An 18,152-nucleotide genomic window follows, 5' to 3' on the forward strand; every position below is an offset into this window, starting at 1 on the left:
AGGCTGTGATTCCGATTGCTAATCCGGGATCTGAAGTTAACAAGTTTACCAGTTGTCCGTTTGTTGGCCTACAGTGACTGATAAGGGCTTTCCTTGATGCGGATCGTTCGCTGGTTTCACTATGGCAGGAGGCGCAGATGCACGTTGTTGTTATTGGTGGTGGCGTAGTGGGTGTTACTACGGCGTGGGAGCTGAGCCGTCGTGGTCATCAGGTTACGGTGCTTGAACGCCACGGTATTGCGGGCAATGAAACCAGCAAAGGTAATGCTGCACAGCGTTCCTATGGTGTGGTTTATCCCTGGGCAGACCCAAAGATGGTATTCAAGGCGCTGCCCTGGTTGCTCAAACAGGACGGGCCTCTGAAGCTGCGGGTGCCGCCTTCCCTGAACGCTGTGCGGTTCATGTTTTCTACTTTGCGTTATGCCTGGTCACCGGGTCTGTTCGGCTTTAACAAGCGTGCCATGTTGCGCCTTGGTATACATAGCCGGGAGCGTTTCCTGAATCTGGAGGACGAATTAAACCTGGCATTTGATGGTGGCCACCGTGGGCTGCTGCATCTTGCCAGTACTCCAGAAGAGCTGGAAGGGTACCGGGGTACGCAGCGGGTACTGAACGAAATGGGTATAGCTTCCCGTTTGCTGACCCCGGATCAGGTGTACGAGGCTGAACCGGGAATGGCCCGGAGTGGCCCGCTTTTTGGCGCCTTGAGTTATGACACAGATGGTACTGGTGATTGCCATCTGTTTTCTCAGGAACTGGCGAGGGCCTGTGAGGACAAGGGCGTTCGTTTCCGTTACAACGTTCAGGTCGAGCGCCTGGTGGATAGCGGACGGACTGTCGAGTCGGTCGTTCTGTTTGACGAAAACGGCCAGAAGGAGACCTTTTCTGCCGATGCCTTTGTGGTCTGCGCGGGTTGCTGGTCTCCGGAGCTGGTAAGGCCTTTGGGCCTTGAATTGCCGATATATCCGGTCAAGGGTTATAGCATTACTGTACCCCTGAAAAATCCTGATAATGCGCCAGTTTCTACTATCCACGATGACAATTACAAAGTCGTGTCCACACGCCTGGGTGACCGTTTGCGTGCAACCGGGTTTGTGGAGTTGGCTGATTTCAATAGAGACATTCCGGAAGCGCGCATCACCACCATCCGGAAATCCGTCGAATCCCGCTACCCGGGATGTGCAGATCTGGACGCCGCCGAAACCTGGACCGGTTTCCGGCCCATGACCCCGGATGGCCCTGCCATCATAGGCCGTGGCCCCCGCGATAATTTGTACCTCAACACCGGCCACGGGACTTTCGGCTGGACATTCTCAGCGGGCAGCGCGGATGTGATTGCGCAGGTGATCGATGGTGAGGAGCCAGCGGTGTGTCTGGATGCGTTCCGCCCCGGGCGCTATCAGGAGTAGGTGTTGAGCGCCCTGTACCAGGGTGGTCAGGGTTTGCGGTGCTCTACTCGCTCCACACATCCGTCTTTGAAATAGACATAGGTCAGTTCATAGAGGGCACCGTAATAGCGAGTCTGATAAATCCACACTTCCCGGGGCGCGCCGTAGGTTTCTGGCGGGTTGCCAAATGCTTTGCGGACATGCTCCCGGGTCATGCCTTTGACTACTTGTTCCCGGATCAGATACCGGCGCAGATCCGTAGAGTTGATAAAACGACAGGTCCCGGATTCTGATTCTTTTCGGGACGCCCCGGGATTGTTTTCTTTAGCTCCTGATTCAGGAGTTTCAGGGGGTGGCAGGTTCAGGTTGAAACTTCCACCTATATGGTTTTCCCTGATCTGAATGGGCTCTGCATTCTCGCCACAGGGCGTGTCGGCATACATAGTGTTGCCCATTACGTCTTTACAGCGGAATACCTGAGCCTGAGCTGGAGTGGCAAGTGTGAGCAGAAAGGCCAGACTGGCCAGTAATCTGAGCATGAAACACTCCTCTCATCAAAACAAAGCCGCCAAAAAGAAAGGCGCCCGAGGGCGCCTTTCCTGACTTCACTTACTTCTTTGTGCGCTCAGGCCGTATTAACGAATAACCTGAATGCGGGCTTCAACGCGGCGGTTTTCTGCACGGCCAGCAGCCGTATCGTTAGAGGCAACAGGCTCATTTTCACCATAGCCTTTTGCGCTCACTTTTGCAGGGTCGACACCGAGCGCATCAGTCAGGCGTTTTGCTACTGCTTCAGCACGACGTTGTGACAGGAGCTCGTTGTAGCTTGCTTCGCCCCGGTTGTCAGCATGGCCGGCGATTTCCACAACAGTGCCCGGGTTTGCCTTGAGGGCATCTGCAACACGGCGGATTTCCGCATCGTAGGCGTTGCTGATCACGGAACTGTTAGTCGGGAACTGAACCTCAATGGTAAAGGTATCGATGGTTTCGGTGATGCCTTCACAACCGGTTTCATCTACTTTTGCGCCAGCAGCAGTATCCGGGCAAAGATCCTGACTGTTGACGACGCCGTCATTGTCGCTGTCGAGTTCGCAGCCGTGGCTGTTAACTTCTGCGCCGCGCGGGGTGTCAGGGCATGTATCGCGTACATCGGCTACGCCATCGCGATCTGCATCCGGCTCACAGCCAGTGCTGTCCACCGATGCGCCAGCAGGAGTGCCAGGGCATTGATCACGGGAATCGGGTACACCGTCATTGTCGGTGTCTGTCGGAGCCATGGGTGCTGCACTTCCAGCCGTACGGTTGAATGCAAAGCTGATTCCCAGAGAAACCTGGGTATCAAAGGTGCTTTCGTCGATGCCGTGGAATTCGCGCAAGTCACCACGCAGGGAGATCGCGTCGCTTATGTTGTAGCGCACACCGGTACCCAGGTTAACGCGTGTTTCGTCGTGGTTGGTCCCGGCGGTACGGACACCGCTGGCATCGTTTACGCCAAAGTCAGCATGGCCGGCTCCCAGAGAAACGTACGGGTTCCAGGCTTCATCCTGAGGAGCGAAGTAATAAGTGCCATCTACGCGGAGTTCTTCAAAGTCTGATGAGCCGGAGACGTATTTGCGGTCTGCATCGGCCCGGGAATACATTGCCTCAATGGCCCAGTTTGGCCTGAACCGGTATTCCAGACCGAAGCCAAACGTGCCCGTTTCACTCAGATCACGGTCGTCGTCAAAAAGCTGATAGGCGGCGAAGGGATTGATATAAACCGTTTCTGTGCGTTCAGCCAGAGCTGGAGCCGCAAAAGTACTGGCGATGGCAACCATCGCGATCGGACGCATAATGTTCATGCAGAACCTCCTGTTCGATTATCGTTGTAAAACTGCTGCTGTATCGTTTAAGTGGCCTAAATGCACACTGCGCGCAAAGTAAACGAAAGAGTCACAGAAAATAAAGAATCGATGAGCAATGTTACATTGGGAATTATACGTGCCCATCTCTTTGTTTGCCCAACTTTACTTGGATTTATGTGGATGGAACGCTGAAATAGAGGTGGGCGCTTTTTTTGCTGAAATTCATTTTTTCGCCACTGGCAAAATGAACCTCGAAAGAACTTTCATCTTCTGCGACCACTGTGCCCACGCCGAAAATAGCGTGATTGAGGCGCGGCTGATGCCACAAGGGTGATGTGGTGCTGGTGTTTACCTGAACTTCGCCCTCCAGGGTAATACCTTCCTGTGTCGCGTAGCGTGCACTTACGGGTGTCAGCGGCGCGCCAAGAGCCACTGATGTGCTGCTGTCCGGCGACCGTTCATCCAGCCACCGCCCGAACTCGTCGGCCAGTTCAAAACAGCATTCTTCGATAAAACGACTGGGGCCCTGATCGCCATCCAGGTGAGGCTGTTTGCTTACCGGCCTGGTGATCAGATGCAGCGTCTGCCGGGTGCGCGTCATGGCGACGTACAACAAACGCCGCTCGCTTTCCAGGGTTGCGCGGGCATCATCCTGGGATCGAGGGCTGTGAGGCAGATATTTTTCCTGCAACCCCGGAATGATCACTCTTGCCCATTCCAGCCCCTTCGTGCGGTGAATGGTAGAGAGCAGAACGCCTCCGACGCCTGGTTGCTTTGCGTCGGCCTGCTGCCGCAGTGCCCTGAGGTGAGCGAGGGTGCTGCCTGCGTCAACATCGAGGCTTTTCAGGTACTCGCGAAACCCGTGAATTGTATCAATCCGTTCCTCGGCACTGTCATAAGTCAGAGCCAGGCTGCGAATACCTTCATAGAGGTCGGTGTGTTCTGCGTAAACTGTAATCAGCCCTGCTACCGGGCCGGAATAGCCTCGCAACTGCTCCAGAACCTCACCCAGCTTGCGCAGTTTGCGGGCCGCCATGGGCGCCAGTGCACCAAAATCCAGTGCCAGCAGATGTTTGTGCCAGTCGTTGGCGAATCCGGCAAGGAATCGCGCCAGCTGTTCCAGTTCTGGCTCCTTGAGGCCAACGTGAGGAAAACGCAGGAGCTGTCGTGCCAGTTCCAGCCGGTTGTCCTCCGCGTGCTTTTCCAGTTGCCCTGTAACCACTGTCAGCAGCGCAGTGATGGCCTGTACTTCACGGCTGAACAGAGCGCCTTTGCCTGCATCAATCCGATAGGGAATCTGCCGGGCCAGCAGCTTCAGTTCTATGGGTACACTCTGGCTCCAGACCCGGAACAGGATTGCCGTATCCTCCGCAGGGCCTGCGGCTTTCTCCAGAGACGTACCTTTTGCTTCGGGGCTCAGGATCTGCAATATGGTATCTGCATCATTCTCGGTTCGGTGCAGGGTAATTTCTGTCGCCGGCGTCGAAGGATGTGAGTGACATAATACGTCCTTGCGCCCCGTATTGTGGCAGATCAGATGGTTGGCCAGTAAAGCTACACGGTGGCCATAACGGAAGGTGTAACTGAGTGTCTGCTCCAGTGGGCTTTCATACTCATCGCTGAAACGTTTGAGAATGAACTCGGGCTTGGCACCCCGGAATTCGTAAATAGTCTGATCCGGGTCTCCCACCACTGTTACCCGGGCCCGGTCGCCCGCAACATAGCGCAGGAGCAGATGCTGAATTTCGTTGGTGTCCTGATACTCATCCACCAGGATCAGATCCATCTTGTTGCCCACCAGTCGCTGCAGGGGCTGGTTCTGATGAATTGCCATTACCGGTTCATATAGCATGTCCGCAAAACTGATCCGGCTTTGTCCTTTACGCCATTGCTCAAAGCTGTGAAACAGGTCTATGAGGTAGCGATGCTTCTCCGAGTAACCCAGCTCCTCAAACACAATCTCTGGGGGAGACAGAGTGGTTTTTACCAGATCAATGAACCCAGTTGCCGCCTCCACAAAATCTTTCTTGTTTCGTCGAATTTCGTCTGCCAGATCTTCCGGCGCCAGCCGTCGTGTCAGCAGCCAGACCTGAAAGCTTATCTCCTGCTCTGTCAGGATCTTTTCGGAGAAGCCTGGCAGGTAGCCCTCACGGACAAAGCGCTTGTACAGCCGCAGCCCCATGGCGTGATAGGTGCGAATCTCCGGCAACGCCAGACCGCTCTGGTGGCATGTCTCCTGCAGTTTTCGTTCGAAATCCATCCGGGCGCTGCGGTTGAACATAAGTACCAGTATTCGGCTGGGGTCATGGCCCTGTTGCAGCAGATAGCGGATACGCCAGGCAAGTGTGGACGTTTTGCCACTACCGGCTACTGCCGTGATCACCGAATGTTCGTAGCCAGCGGTAATAATTGCCCGCTGTTCGTCGGTGAGAAAGTCGGGCAGATCGAGAGCGGGGGATCCGGGGGTTTTGTTTGGCATAGGTGCTATTGTACGGGCCAACTGGAAGCGGGGGTACCTGTCCCGTTAACATGAATGATTAACATATCGAATCCACCTCAAGAGATGGAGATCAACAAGGCAGAGTCTTATCCAGAATCGTGCGGAGCCATGGATGACGGATCCGAGCGTACAGGGATGTATTCACAGCGTATTTTGGAAAAGACTCTGCCTTGTTGCCAGCTCCCGAAGCCAGAGAAAATGACTATGCAGACTGAAGAATCAATTAATGTCCTGGGTGAAAAACTGGAATCCTGCAGCACCGATCCGGAAACAGGCTTTTATCGTGATGGCTGCTGCAACACCGGCCCGGATGATCATGGGTCGCACACTGTCTGTGTCGTAGTGACGGATGAGTTTCTGGAATTCTCCAGGGCTCGTGGCAACGATCTGAGCACTCCTGTGCCTGATTTTGGATTTCCGGGTTTAAAGGCCGGGGACAGCTGGTGCCTTTGTGCTGCGCGCTGGCATGAAGCCTTTGAAGCGGGCTGTGCACCCAGAGTAAGGCTGCGCGCTACCCATCGGGCCGCACTGGAACATTGTGCTCTGGATAACCTGAAACGCCACGGTGTAGATCTTAGCTGATGAGTTCAGGAATCCTGGCTTCTGAGCCTGATACTGCTGACTGGCGCTCATTACAGGCTGGCCTTGCGGCCCGGGGCGAACGCCGGCTGGTGTTGCTGGAAGGAGCGCGTGATCTCTCCATACAGTGGCTGAAGGCACTGATGCCGTCTCTTGAACTGGACGGGGGCCTGTGGGTTGGCGTGGCAGCCGATGCACCAGACGACCGCCTGACCGCAATTGAACCCGTAAAAGCACGACAATGGCTTGGCCGGGAAACGTCGCTGGTCGCATGGGATGGCTGGCAGGGTAATCCTCCGGATGCTTTTGCGGCTCTGGCCGGTACGCTTAAAGCAGGCGGATTGTTGTTCTGGCTGATGCCTGAGCTGGAGAATTGGGGGAGTTTTCCCGACCCGGATTATGGGAGAACCAGCCTGGATCACGGTCAGGTTCACCCTTTTGCCGGACGCATGGCCAGAATTCTGGAGGCGGATTCTTCGGTGATCCGGGTGAACCCCGGTGTGCCTGCCGCGACGGCTCTTCCAAAACTGTCCATACCGGCATCTGAGTTTGAGGTTGCCACGACATCCGATCAACAGGATCTGATCCGGAAACTGGTGGCGTTTGGGTTGGGACGCCGGCGCAGGCCGCTGGTGGTAACCGCTGACCGGGGCCGGGGTAAATCCGCAGCGCTGGGAATGGCCGCAGCGCAACTGCTGCAACAGGGGCGGCGGCAGGTTCTGGTGACTGCCCCGTCCATTGAGAATGTTAATGCCCTGTTCCATCACGCCCGGGAAACCCTTGGCGCCGAGGTAACCGATGCCAGTGACGACTGGCTGGAAACTGTATCCGGCGCAAGGCTACGTTTTCTCTCCGTCCGGGATCTGTTGCGGGAGAAACCGGAAGCTGAAGTGGTTATGGTCGACGAAGCTGCAGCTGTTCCGGTGTCTCTGCTGAAACGTGTTCTTATGGGCTGGCCCCGGGTGGCTTTTGCGTCCACGGTTCATGGGTACGAGGGTGCTGGGCGCGGGTTTGCCATTCGTTTTCGTCAGATTCTTGATCAAGCCACGCCGCAGTGGCAGTCACAAACGCTTTCCCGGCCGGTGCGCTGGGCCCGGGGGGACCTGCTGGAGCCTCTGATATCCAGCTTGTTTCTGCTTAGTGCCGATCATAACCCGGGTGATGTTCCGGAAGCTGCGGCTGGTGACGTGGTCATCGAGCCCTGGTCGCCTGCCCGGGCTTCCGGGGCGGAGCTTGCTGATGCATTTGGCCTTTTGGTGGATGCTCACTACCGGACCACGCCTGCAGACCTTCGGCAATGGATGGACGATCCCGCCGCCAGAAGCTGGCGAGCCCTTGTTCACGGAAAAACAGTGGGTGTGCTCTGGGGCGCCGTGGAAGGCGGGTTGAGCAGAGATCTGGCAGAGCAGGTGGCAAGTGGAAAGCGCCGGGTGCGCGGGCATCTTCTGCCCCAGTCTCTGGCCAGCCACAGCGGGTTCCCGGAGGCGGCAAGCCAGCGTGGATTGCGAACTATCCGTATAGCCGTCACCGCAGGAGCAAGACGTCTGGGTATCGGGCGCAGTCTGGTTGCTGCCGCAACTGCTGGTGCAGCAGAGGAAGGGCTGGATTATACCGGCACCAGTTTTGGGGGCAGTTCTGATCTGTACGCTTTCTGGGGCTCTTGTGGTCTGGAACTTGCGCGCATTGGGTTGCAGCGCGAGGTCACCAGCGGAGAGTATCCGGTGCAGATGGTTCATGCCCTGAATGCTGAAGGAGCAGTTTTGCTTGAGCAGGTGCGGGCGCGGCTGGCTCGCCACTGGCTGGTACTCGTGCCTCTGAACTGGAAGCATCTGGATCCCGGACTGCTGGCAGATATGACATCCGGACTGCCACCGACGTGCAGGCCGGATGCAGCGGATATCCGGGATTTGCAGCACTACGGTAATGGCTATCGGGGTTTCCGGCTGATGGTTCCGGTGCTGCGGGATTTGAGCCTGGTCCGCGGGGTTATGAGCTGGATGAGGGGGCATGCAGAGGCGCACCTGTGGTGCCGGGCCGTGCTGCAGGGGTGGAGCTGGCCAGAGCTGCAGGAAGAGGGGCTGTGCTCTGGTCAGCGTGATGGCGAGGACCGTTTGCGCGGCCTGGTTCGGGAACTCCTGAAAAGCTGGCAGGAGGTGTGACCCGCTTCATTCCAGCTGCATGGGATCTGTCTGATCATTCCATACGGGCAGAAAGTGGGCATCAATAACCGCGTCGGGTACGTCTTCGATGCGAGAGAAAGACCATTGCGGGTTCTGATCGCGATCAATCAGCCTGGCCCGGATGCCTTCAGTCAGGTCCGGCCGGCGCAGGCACTCCCAAACCATTGCCAGTTCCATTCTGAATACATCTTTCAGTGACATCTGCTGGGCCTTCCAGAGCTGATTCCAGATCAGCCATGCTGATACCGGACAGCCTCCCTTCAGTGTTTTCATGCTGGCCTGCCACCAGTCACTGTCTATGCGGGCTGTCAGCAGCTGATCGACGATCCGGGGTAAGCTGGAGCCGGCACACAGCTTTGCAATATCCCGTTCGTGCAGCTCCAGTTGGCTGGCGGGCAATGCCCGGTAATCCTCGAGCTCATGTTGGTTCAGTATGCTGAACAGGCGGCTGTCATCAGCCTCTTTGTGCCCACTCCAGTGCTCCTCCTGTAACCGCGACAGCAGGCCTTGCTGGTCGCTGGCCGGGAGTGCCATATCAGCCAGCCCCACTCTTAGCGCATCCGAAATATTCAGGCGACAGCCTGTCAGGCCCATGAATAATCCCAGGCGCCCGGGCAGGCGATTAAGAAACCAGCTTGAGCCTACGTCGGGGAAAAGGCCTATGGTGATTTCCGGCATTGCCAGAGTTGCGTCAGGCGTGAGCAGCCGGTACCGGCAGGCAGAAAAAAGGCCCAGGCCACCTCCCATGATAATTCCGTGTCCGATACCGACAACAGGCTTGGGAAATCTGTGCAGGGTATAGTCCAGTGCATATTCATGGCGAAAAACACTGAATGCCGCTTCGGGATTTGCCGAACCCGTTAATGACTGATACAGGTCCCGGATATCGCCGCCTGCGCAGAAGCCTTTTTCTCCAGCACCCCGAATAACGACGATGCAGATGCGTTCGTCGGAGGCCCAGCGCTCCAGGCTGTCGCTGATAACGACAATCATCTCCTGGGTGAGGGCGTTCACTGTGGCGGGGGAATTCAGAGTCAGCAAGCCTATATGGCCTTGGCGACAGGGGATTTCCTGGACCTCTACGGACATTAAAGGTGTCTCCGGGCTGTAAAATAATCTCTGATTCGGATTTTATACGTAATGTCTCTTTAACTGGGTGGAAGTTATAGAGGACGAACGTCGAAACAATCGCATTGATCTATAGCATTTGCGCGACTGCAAGGCTGTGCTATAAGTTTCAGCCAGTTATTGTCCGGTTCAGAATACCGGTTTGGAAAACTTAAAACGATGATGAGAGGCCAATTATGATGAAACTTAAACACTATGCCATTGCCGGGCTTTTTGCTCTTGGCGCAGCAGTTCCTGCAGTATCTTCTGCCGCAGGTGATGCGGCAGCGGGTAAGGCAAAAGCTGCAGTCTGTGCAGCTTGCCATGGTCAGAACGGAGTTGCTCAGATCCCGATGTACCCGAATCTGGCGGGTCAGCACGAGCAGTATCTGGTCTCATCCCTCAAGGCTTACCGGGACAAGCAGCGTAATGGCGGCATGTCAGCCATTATGCAGGGCCAGGCCGCAGCACTGAGCGATGCCGATATCGACAATCTGGCGGCTTATTTTTCAAGCCTGCCAGCCGGCGGCAAGTAAGCAATCTGTATCAGCACAGCAGCTCAGGCTGCTGTGCCAACAATACGGTAACTCGGGCTGTAAGCCGAAGTCCCGGGCAGTTTCATGCGGTTCTGGATTACGAATTGCTCCAGCATGGCCTCCAGAGGCTTGATCAGGGTCGGGTCGCCGGATATCTCAAAGGGCCCTTTTTCCTGAACCTTTCGAATCCCCCCTTCTTTAACGTTACCCGCAACAATGCCGCTGAATGCTTTTCTCAGGTTGGCTGCGATCAGATGCACTGGTTGATCACGATGTAATTCCAGAGCGAGCATGTTCTCGTGATCGGGCTCGAAGGGCTGTTGGAATACCGGGTCGATTTTCAGCACCCAGTTAAAGTAATAGGCGTCCTGCATGGCGCGGCGGAAGGTTTCAACTTCCTTCATGCCTCTTTTCATGGCCTGAGCTACCCGAACCGGGTCGTCTATGATGATTTCATATTTGCTGGCGGCTTCATCTCCGAGGGCGTTACGGATGAACTGATCGATCATTTCGAAATATTCGGCATTTTCCGGCCTGCCGGTGAAAACCACAGGAAAGGGCAGGTCGGCGTTGTCCGGATGCAGAAGAATGCCAAGCAGGTAAAGGATTTCCTCAGCAGTGCCCACGCCACCCGGAAAGACAATAACTCCATGACCGCAGCGGACAAAGGCTTCCAGGCGCTTTTCGATATCTGGCAGGATCACCAGTTCATTAACAATAGGGTTGGGGGCTTCTGCGCCAATAATGCCCGGCTCGGTAATGCCGATATAACGGCCATTTTTTACCCGCTGTTTTGCGTGACCTATGGTGGCGCCCTTCATTGGCCCCTTCATGGCGCCAGGGCCGCAACCGGTGCAGATGCTGAGCTCGCGAAGGCCAAGCTGGTGGCCCACTTCCTTACTGTACTGGTATTCCTTATCGCTGATAGAGTGACCTCCCCAGCAAACAATCAGGTCCGGTTGCCGGCCAGGTTGCAGAGCTCTGGCGTTGCGCAGGATGTGAAACACCATGTTTGTAAGGTCGTCCGGCTCGTTGCTCTTCATGATCCGGGCAAATTGCGGAGAGGAATGGGTATAGACAATATCCCGCAATACCGAGAACAGATGCTCGCGAATGGCCCGGAGCATTTCGTCATCCACAAACGCATGTGCTGGCGCGTTGATCAACTCCAGCTTCAGGCCTCTGGGCTGGGGTATCAGGCGTATATCGAAGTCCCCGTGCGCTTCCATAAGACTCTGACAGTCATCGGTCACAACGCCGGTATTCAGAACCGCAAGGGCGCACTGCCGGAAAAGCCGGTACAGGCCTCCTTCGCTTCTGTCCTTGAGCAGATTGACTTCGTGGTTGGAGAGTATTTCCAGGCTGCCCTCAGGTGATACGAGGGCATTGATGGTCGGTGCGGTCATGAACGGAAAAGCTCCTGAAGTGTTGCGGTAATACCCGATTTTGAGGCATGGCGCCAAAACGTTACACTAAGCGCCTTTCCTATCATATACCATCCGACAAAACGCCGATTTATGAAACTGCTTATTCGTCCTGCCCCGGAAGTTGCAATCAAGAGCAAGCCTGTTCGTCGGCAACAGATGCGTCATTTGCGCCAGAATGTCCGTAAACTTCTGGCTCGCCTGGATCCCGAAATTATTGTGGATGGTAGCTGGGACAGGGTGGACGTGGATGTTCCCGAAAGCAGAAGTCTGGAGGGGCCGGTGGTTGATGCGCTTTTACGTATTCCCGGTATTTCCACCATTCAGGAAATTGTGGCGTTTCCGTTTCTCAGTCTTGATGATGTAGCAGACAAAACCGCTGCAGCCTATACAGGTCGTCTCGACGGCAAAACCTTTGCTGTCCGGGTCCGGCGCAATGGTAAACATGATTTTCGCTCAATTGATCTGGAGCGTTCGGTAGGTGCTGCTCTGTTGCAGGCATCTCCAGGTGCCCGTGTCGATTTGAAGTCACCTGAAGTGCTGGTTCGTATCGAAGTACGGGATGATCAGTTCCACATTGCCCACCGCAGGCACAGTGGCCTGGGCGGTTATCCTCTGGGTAGTGCCGAGAACGTACTGACATTGATGTCAGGAGGTTACGATTCTTCAGTAGCTGCTTACCTGATGTTGCGACGGGGCATACGCAGCCACTTCCTGTTTTTCAACCTGGGTGGTGTGGCCCACGAGGTGGGTGTTCGGCAGGTGGTTCACTATCTGTGGGATCGCTACGGAGCCTCTCACGGCGCAAAGTTTATTTCCGTGCCTTTTGATGGTGTGGTGGAAGAAATCATGGGATCCGTCAGTCATCGGCACTGGGGTGTGGTGCTGAAGCGGCAGATGCTGAAGGCGGCCAGTGAAATTGCGCGGAATAACAATGCTTCCGCGCTGGTGACGGGTGATGCTGCGGGCCAGGTGTCGAGCCAGACCCTGACCAATCTGAACGTAGTGGACCGGGCGAGTGATGAGGTAGTTCTGCGGCCCTTGATTGTCATGGACAAGGAAACCATCATCGGTATTGCCCGGGAAATTGGTACAGAATCTTACGCTCGTACTATGCCCGAGTACTGTGGAGTGATATCCCAGAAGCCCGCAACCCGGGCCCGCCTGCACCGGGTGGAGGAAGATGAGGCGGCCATGGACCCCGAGGTTTTAGTCCGTGCCATTGAGGCTCGTGAAGAAACACCCGTCAGTGAACTGCTGGAAACCACGACAACGCCAGAGGATGTAGATCTGGTAAAAACGCCGGGCGTCAGGGATGTCATTATTGACGTGCGCCACCCGGCAGAAGGCGAGCAGTCTCCGCTGCAACTCACGGGCAACGAGATTCTGACGATTCCGTTTTACGAACTGAGCCGGAAGATGCAGGAGCTCCCCGCCAACCGGCAATATTTGCTGTATTGCGACCGCGGCACCATGAGTCGCATGCATGCTGTAAATCTGAAGGCTGAAGGGCACGGAAACATCAAGGTTTACGCGCCCGGTTCATAAAACGTCAGCCGGCCAGTCCTTTGAAGAATTGCTGAACGTTCTCACTCAGCATATCCAGATCGTAGCCGCCTTCCTGAACCACCAGCATCGGCAAGCCTAGCTGACGCATACGGGTGCTGAGGCGAGAGAAACCTTCAGAGGAAACCGATACCTTGGCCTGGGGGTCGTCTTTATAAATATCGAAACCCAGAGTCAGAATCAGTGCATCTGGCTGAAAAAGCCGGATAGCTGCCATGGCCTCATCAAGCTTCCCGAAAAAATCTTCTTCGGATGAACCGTGGGGCATTGGCAGGTTGATGTTGTAACCATACCCTTCGCCTTCGCCGCGCTCATTTTCAAACCCGGTAACGACAGGATAGAAATTGGTCGGGTCGCCGTGAATGGAGATATAGAGCACATCGCTGCGGTCGTAGAAGATTTCCTGAATGCCCTGGCCGTGGTGCATGTCTGTATCCAGAATGACCAGTCGGGGAAAGCGGGATTTCATGTGCTCGGCAGCAATAGCCGCATTATTGAGATAGCAGAAACCGCCAGCTGAATCCTTGCGGGCGTGATGACCTGGGGGCCGGCAGACAGCGTAGGCAGTGCGATCACCTGCCATCAGTGCATCAGCAGCACCAAGGGCCGTCTGGGCCGACCAGTAAGCTGCGTGCCATGTGTGCTCTCCGATGGGGCTGCTGCCGTCTGACTGGTATCGGGCAGCTTCTGCGAGAACCCCCGTCAGATGATTCGGAGAGCGGACAAAAATATTGGACATCACTTCCTCACCCCAGTCGTCCATTTCCTTCCAGCGGCGGTGAGCTGACTCAAGGAATCGCAGATACCCCAGATCGTGCACTCTGGAAATCGGCCCTGCCCCGTGATCAGAAGGTTGCAGTACCGGGATGCCGGTTTTTTTCAGGCCTTCCAGCATCTGACTGGTGCGATCTGGCACCTCCTGAGGCTGGCGCATCTGGCCCCTGGTAAAATAGGTGAGGGGCGTATGCTTGTCTTGAGCGGGATGGAAAAATGCTTTCATTATCCGAACTCCTGAATTTCTGGTTCTCCGAGTATAGGCGCCGACGGAGGATGGTCAAAAGCCGGTTCACCGACTTTACAGGTAGAGATTCAGCATCCACTATGGAAGACATATTCAACCGACGCAATAGTGCACCTTATCGGGTGCCGTTACTTACAGTATAGGAGCCGAAATGATCGAGTCACCATTGCTGGAGAAGCTGACTGGCTACATCGGCGGTCGCTGGACTGACAACGAACAGGGCCGCACCTTTGATGTTTATAACCCCGCAACGGGCAAGGTAATTGCACAGGTTGCCTCCATGTCTGAAGGCGAGGTCTGGGCTGCGGTCGATGCAGGTAAATCTGCACTGCGACTGACCAGCCCTTACTCTATCGAAACCCGTAAAAAGTGGCTTGAGGATATCCGTGATGCGCTCAGGGCGAACAAGGATGAAGTCGGCCGGATTCTATGCCTGGAGCATGGCAAGCCACTGAATGAAGCTCAGGGGGAGGTCGATTACGCTGCAGGATTTTTTGACTACTGTTCGAAACACATTCAGGCGCTGGACGCTCACACGCTTCCGGAAAGCCCCAAGGATTGCAGCTGGACCGTACATTACCGGCCAATCGGCGTTACCGGGTTGATCACACCCTGGAATTTCCCGATTGGCATGATTGCCAAAAAACTCTCAGCGGCTCTCGCGGCAGGCTGTCCTTCCGTGATCAAGCCGGCCAGCGAAACGCCGCTGACCATGATTGCTCTTTTCAAGCTGATGGATAAACACGTCAACCTGCCTGAGGGTATGGTAAATCTGGTGATGGGCAAGGCCAGTGTAATCGGTAAGGTTCTGTGTGAAAGCCCGGATGTGCCCATGTTGAGCTTTACCGGATCCACGGAAGTGGGCCGGAAACTGGTTGTGGATACTGCTGAGCAAATTAAGAAACTGGCTCTGGAACTGGGTGGAAACGCTCCGTTTATCGTGTTTGACGATGCGGATCTGGACGCCGCAGCCGACAATCTGATTGCCAATAAATTCCGTGGTGGCGGACAGACCTGCGTATGTGCCAACCGGATTTTTGTGCACGAGGCGGTTATAGATACCTTTGGTAAGAAACTCGCAGAACGCGTGAACAAAATGACCGTAGGCGATGGAATTGCCGGCGATGTGGATCTTGGCCCCCTGATTAACAAGGCGGGATTCGACAAGGTGAAGCGTCATCTGGAAGATGCGCTCAACAAGGGAGCTTCACTGGTTGCTGGCAAACAGCCAGGCGATCTGGGTGAAGGGCACCTGTTCTTCCCGCCGACGGTTATTTCTGGCGTAACGCGGGATATGTACTGCTTCCGGGAAGAAACCTTCGGGCCCTTGGTGCCTATGGCAAGCTTCCGGACTGAGGCCGAAGTCATTGACGCTGGCAACGATACCGAGTTTGGCTTGGCTTCCTATGTGTTTACCGCTGATGTGGAGCGAGCTCAGAGAGTCGCCGCCGGTCTGCGATTTGGCCATGTGGGCTGGAATACCGGCACAGGGCCAACGCCGGAGGCCCCGTTTGGCGGCATGAAGGCTTCGGGAATCGGCCGTGAAGGCGGGCATGACGGTCTGTTTGAATTTGTTGAAGCGCAGACTGTGCCCCGCGGATTCTGATACCCCGGAGGTTTAATCAAAGAAGGCGAGCTACGGCTCGCCTTCTTTGATTTCTGTGCAGGAAAGCAGGCCTTCATCAAGGCTGATATACTTCCAACCTGTTCATTTAACCAGTAGCGAAAGTGTTCCCTATGGATGTCTCTCACATTATCGATTCCCTGAATGATGCCCAGCGTGAAGCGGTTACGGCCCAGAACGATCATTTGCTGGTGCTGGCCGGGGCCGGGAGCGGTAAAACCCGGGTTCTGGTGCACCGGATTGCCTGGCTGATGCAGGTAGATCGTGTCCCACCTACGGGAATTCTGGCGGTTACTTTTACCAACAAAGCCGCTAAAGAGATGCGTTACCGCATCGAAGAGATGATGAACATTCCAAGTCGGGGCCTCTGGTTTGGCACTTTCCATGGTATAGCCCACAGGTTGCTGAGAGCGCACTGGAAAGATGCCGGATTACCAGAGAACTTTCAGGTGCTGGACAGTGATGACCAACTGCGGATGGTCAAGAGGGTGATGCGGGAGTCACAGATTGATGAAAGCCAGTTCCCGCCCAGGCAGGCTCAGTGGTTTATCAGCAGTCAGAAAGATGAAGGCTTGAGGGCAGACCATATTCAGGAAAACCCTGGTGATCACTTTACGTCTACGATGCTGAAGGTGTATCGCCGTTATGAGCAGCTTTGTCAGCAGAGTGGCCTGGTTGATTTTGGTGAGCTGCTGCTCCGTTCCCATGAGTTATGGCTGCACCGTCCGGAAATACTGAGCCATTATCAGCAACGTTTTCAGCATATTCTGGTGGACGAGTTTCAGGACACCAATACCATTCAGTACGCCTGGCTGCAGGTGCTGGCCAGCAACCGGGTTCCGTTAACTGTGGTGGGAGACGATGACCAGTCCATATACGGCTGGCGTGGGGCAAAAATCGAGAATATCCAGCAATACCAGCGGGACTTCCCCAATTCCCGGCTTGTGCGGCTGGAGCAGAACTACCGTTCCACTCAGTTGATTCTGAAAGCTGCCAACTCAGTGATTGCCAACAACCAGGGCCGGCTGGGCAAGGAGCTCTGGACAGACGGTGCTGAAGGTGAACCCATCAGCCTCTATGCCGCGTTCAACGAGCAGGATGAGGCCAACTACATTGCCGACAGCATCTCGGCCTGGGTTAACGAAGGCAATCTGCGCAGCGAATCGGCCATTCTGTACCGCTCCAATGCTCAGTCCCGGGTACTTGAAGAGTCCCTGATGCGTCAGGGTATCCCGTACCGGGTATACGGAGGCCTGCGCTTTTACGACCGTCAGGAAATCCGTAATGCCCTGGCTTATCTGAGGCTGGTGCATTATCGCCGTGATGACGCAGCATTCGAACGAGTGGTGAACATACCGGCCCGGGGAATCGGGGCCAAGAGCATGGCGGACCTGCGAGCCTATGCCAGTAGCCAGAGCATATCCCTCTGGGAATCGGCGGAGCGGCTATTGGAAGCCGGACAGGTCAAGGGGCGGGCGAAAACCGGCTTGCAGGCGTTTATCGGCATCATTGAGGAATTATCGGCCATGGCCGAGGATGCATCGCTTCAAAGTCTTATGAAGCAGACCATTGAAGCCAGTGGTTTGAAGGATTACCACGCCAGTGAAAAAGGAGAGAAAGCCCAGGCCCGGGTTGAAAACCTTGAGGAGCTGGTTAATGCGCTGGCGGATTTTGAAGTAGAGCCTGGTGTTGACCCCCTCTCCGAGTTTATCGCCCAGGCGGCGCTGGATGCCGGTGAATCCCAGGCAGGGGATCATGAAGACAGTGTTCAGCTGATGACTCTGCATTCTGCAAAAGGCCTGGAGTTCCCGCTGGTGTTTCTGGCCGGTGTTGAAGAGGGGTTGTTCCCACACAGTATGTCCCTGGAAGAACCGGGGCGGATGGAGGAAGAGCGTCGGTTGGCCTACGTAGGCATCACCCGGGCCATGAAGAAGCTGGTGATTACTTATGCCGAGTCCCGCAGGCTATACGGTCAGGAGAAATTCCACGCTTTATCGAGGTTTGTACGGGAAATTCCTGGCGACTGCCTGCAGGAAGTGCGGTTACGTAATACGGTCACCCGTCCGGCAATGCTTGAGCGACCAAATGAAGGCCTGTTCAGCCAGGATTCCGCAAAACAGTCCGGTTTCAGTCTGGGCCAGCGGGTTCGGCATCCGAAATTCGGTGAAGGTATAGTTTTGAACGCCGAAGGCAGCGGGCACCATACGCGGGTGCAGGTGAACTTCGATGAAGGGGCCAAGTGGCTTGTTCTTGCGTATGCGCCTTTGGAGGCCTGCTAGCGTGTATTGAACGTGATTTTTTCTTGTCAGGCGTTGTTTGATCGTTTAATGTGCACAAACGCATAAATGTGCATATGTGCATGTAACGATCATTTTACGTTATT

At 55.4% G+C, this 18,152-nt stretch carries 13 protein-coding genes; 7 read left to right on the plus strand and 6 right to left on the minus strand.

Annotation, left to right across the window (positions count from 1 at the left end):
* Positions 1 to 137: 137 nt before the first annotated feature.
* Complete coding sequence (locus tag CPA50_RS17645) at positions 138 to 1,409, plus strand: D-amino acid dehydrogenase (RefSeq protein ID WP_096783861.1); 1,272 nt, start codon at positions 138 to 140, stop codon at positions 1,407 to 1,409.
* A 26-nt stretch (positions 1,410 to 1,435) separates the two neighbouring features.
* Here CPA50_RS17645 and CPA50_RS17650 read toward each other — a convergent pair whose 3' ends face one another.
* The 3 genes from CPA50_RS17650 to CPA50_RS17660 all read right to left on the minus strand — a co-directional run bounded on the left by CPA50_RS17650 (position 1,436) and on the right by CPA50_RS17660 (position 5,711).
* Positions 1,436 to 1,927 carry a DUF4124 domain-containing protein gene (locus CPA50_RS17650; protein ID WP_096783862.1) on the minus strand — a complete coding sequence of 164 codons (492 nt, stop codon included), beginning with the start codon at positions 1,925 to 1,927 and terminating at the stop codon, positions 1,436 to 1,438.
* A 96-nt stretch (positions 1,928 to 2,023) separates the two neighbouring features.
* The gene (locus tag CPA50_RS17655; protein WP_096783863.1) at positions 2,024 to 3,229 is read right to left on the minus strand and encodes an OmpA family protein; all 1,206 of its coding nucleotides are present in this window, start codon (positions 3,227 to 3,229) and stop codon (positions 2,024 to 2,026) included.
* Positions 3,230 to 3,404: 175 nt separating this feature from the next.
* On the minus strand, positions 3,405 to 5,711 hold the full coding sequence (locus CPA50_RS17660) for an ATP-dependent helicase (RefSeq protein ID WP_096783864.1): 2,307 nt from the start codon (positions 5,709 to 5,711) through the stop codon (positions 3,405 to 3,407).
* Between the two features lie 225 nt (positions 5,712 to 5,936).
* Here CPA50_RS17660 and CPA50_RS17665 point away from each other — a divergent pair, with 225 nt between their 5' ends.
* The gene (locus CPA50_RS17665) at positions 5,937 to 6,314 is read left to right on the plus strand and encodes a DUF2237 family protein (RefSeq protein WP_096784006.1); all 378 of its coding nucleotides are present in this window, start codon (positions 5,937 to 5,939) and stop codon (positions 6,312 to 6,314) included.
* Positions 6,314 to 8,470: a tRNA(Met) cytidine acetyltransferase TmcA gene (locus CPA50_RS17670; protein WP_096783865.1), complete on the plus strand. Its 2,157-nt coding sequence runs from the start codon at positions 6,314 to 6,316 to the stop codon at positions 8,468 to 8,470. Before CPA50_RS17665 ends, CPA50_RS17670 begins: the two co-directional genes overlap by 1 nt.
* Positions 8,471 to 8,476: 6 nt before the next feature.
* Here CPA50_RS17670 and CPA50_RS17675 read toward each other — a convergent pair whose 3' ends face one another.
* Positions 8,477 to 9,580: an enoyl-CoA hydratase/isomerase family protein gene (locus CPA50_RS17675; protein WP_096783866.1), complete on the minus strand. Its 1,104-nt coding sequence runs from the start codon at positions 9,578 to 9,580 to the stop codon at positions 8,477 to 8,479.
* Between the two features lie 218 nt (positions 9,581 to 9,798).
* On the opposite strand from CPA50_RS17675, the gene CPA50_RS17680 reads away from it, so the two are divergent.
* Positions 9,799 to 10,134 carry a c-type cytochrome gene (locus tag CPA50_RS17680; RefSeq protein ID WP_096784007.1) on the plus strand — a complete coding sequence of 112 codons (336 nt, stop codon included), beginning with the start codon at positions 9,799 to 9,801 and terminating at the stop codon, positions 10,132 to 10,134.
* 23 nt (positions 10,135 to 10,157) lie between these two features.
* Here the strand turns inward: CPA50_RS17680 and ppnN are convergent, their stop codons facing one another.
* Positions 10,158 to 11,540, minus strand: coding sequence for a nucleotide 5'-monophosphate nucleosidase PpnN (ppnN, locus tag CPA50_RS17685; RefSeq protein WP_096783867.1), 1,383 nt, complete (start codon positions 11,538 to 11,540; stop codon positions 10,158 to 10,160).
* Between the two features lie 111 nt (positions 11,541 to 11,651).
* On the opposite strand from ppnN, the gene thiI reads away from it, so the two are divergent.
* Positions 11,652 to 13,106, plus strand: a complete 1,455-nt coding sequence (thiI, locus tag CPA50_RS17690) for a tRNA uracil 4-sulfurtransferase ThiI (protein WP_096783868.1) — start codon at positions 11,652 to 11,654, stop codon at positions 13,104 to 13,106.
* Positions 13,107 to 13,110: 4 nt separating this feature from the next.
* On the opposite strand, the gene CPA50_RS17695 is transcribed toward thiI, so the two are convergent.
* Positions 13,111 to 14,124, minus strand: a complete 1,014-nt coding sequence (locus CPA50_RS17695) for a histone deacetylase family protein (RefSeq protein WP_096783869.1) — start codon at positions 14,122 to 14,124, stop codon at positions 13,111 to 13,113.
* Positions 14,125 to 14,296: 172 nt separating this feature from the next.
* Between CPA50_RS17695 and CPA50_RS17700 the strand changes: the two genes are divergently transcribed.
* Complete coding sequence (locus CPA50_RS17700; protein ID WP_096783870.1) at positions 14,297 to 15,751, plus strand: NAD-dependent succinate-semialdehyde dehydrogenase; 1,455 nt, start codon at positions 14,297 to 14,299, stop codon at positions 15,749 to 15,751.
* A 131-nt stretch (positions 15,752 to 15,882) separates the two neighbouring features.
* Complete coding sequence (uvrD, locus tag CPA50_RS17705) at positions 15,883 to 18,048, plus strand: DNA helicase II (RefSeq protein WP_096783871.1); 2,166 nt, start codon at positions 15,883 to 15,885, stop codon at positions 18,046 to 18,048.
* The last annotated feature ends 104 nt before the right edge of the window (positions 18,049 to 18,152 follow it).

The sequence above is a fragment of the Marinobacter sp. ANT_B65 genome (assembly GCF_002407605.1).
Classification (GTDB): Bacteria; Pseudomonadota; Gammaproteobacteria; order Pseudomonadales; family Oleiphilaceae; genus Marinobacter.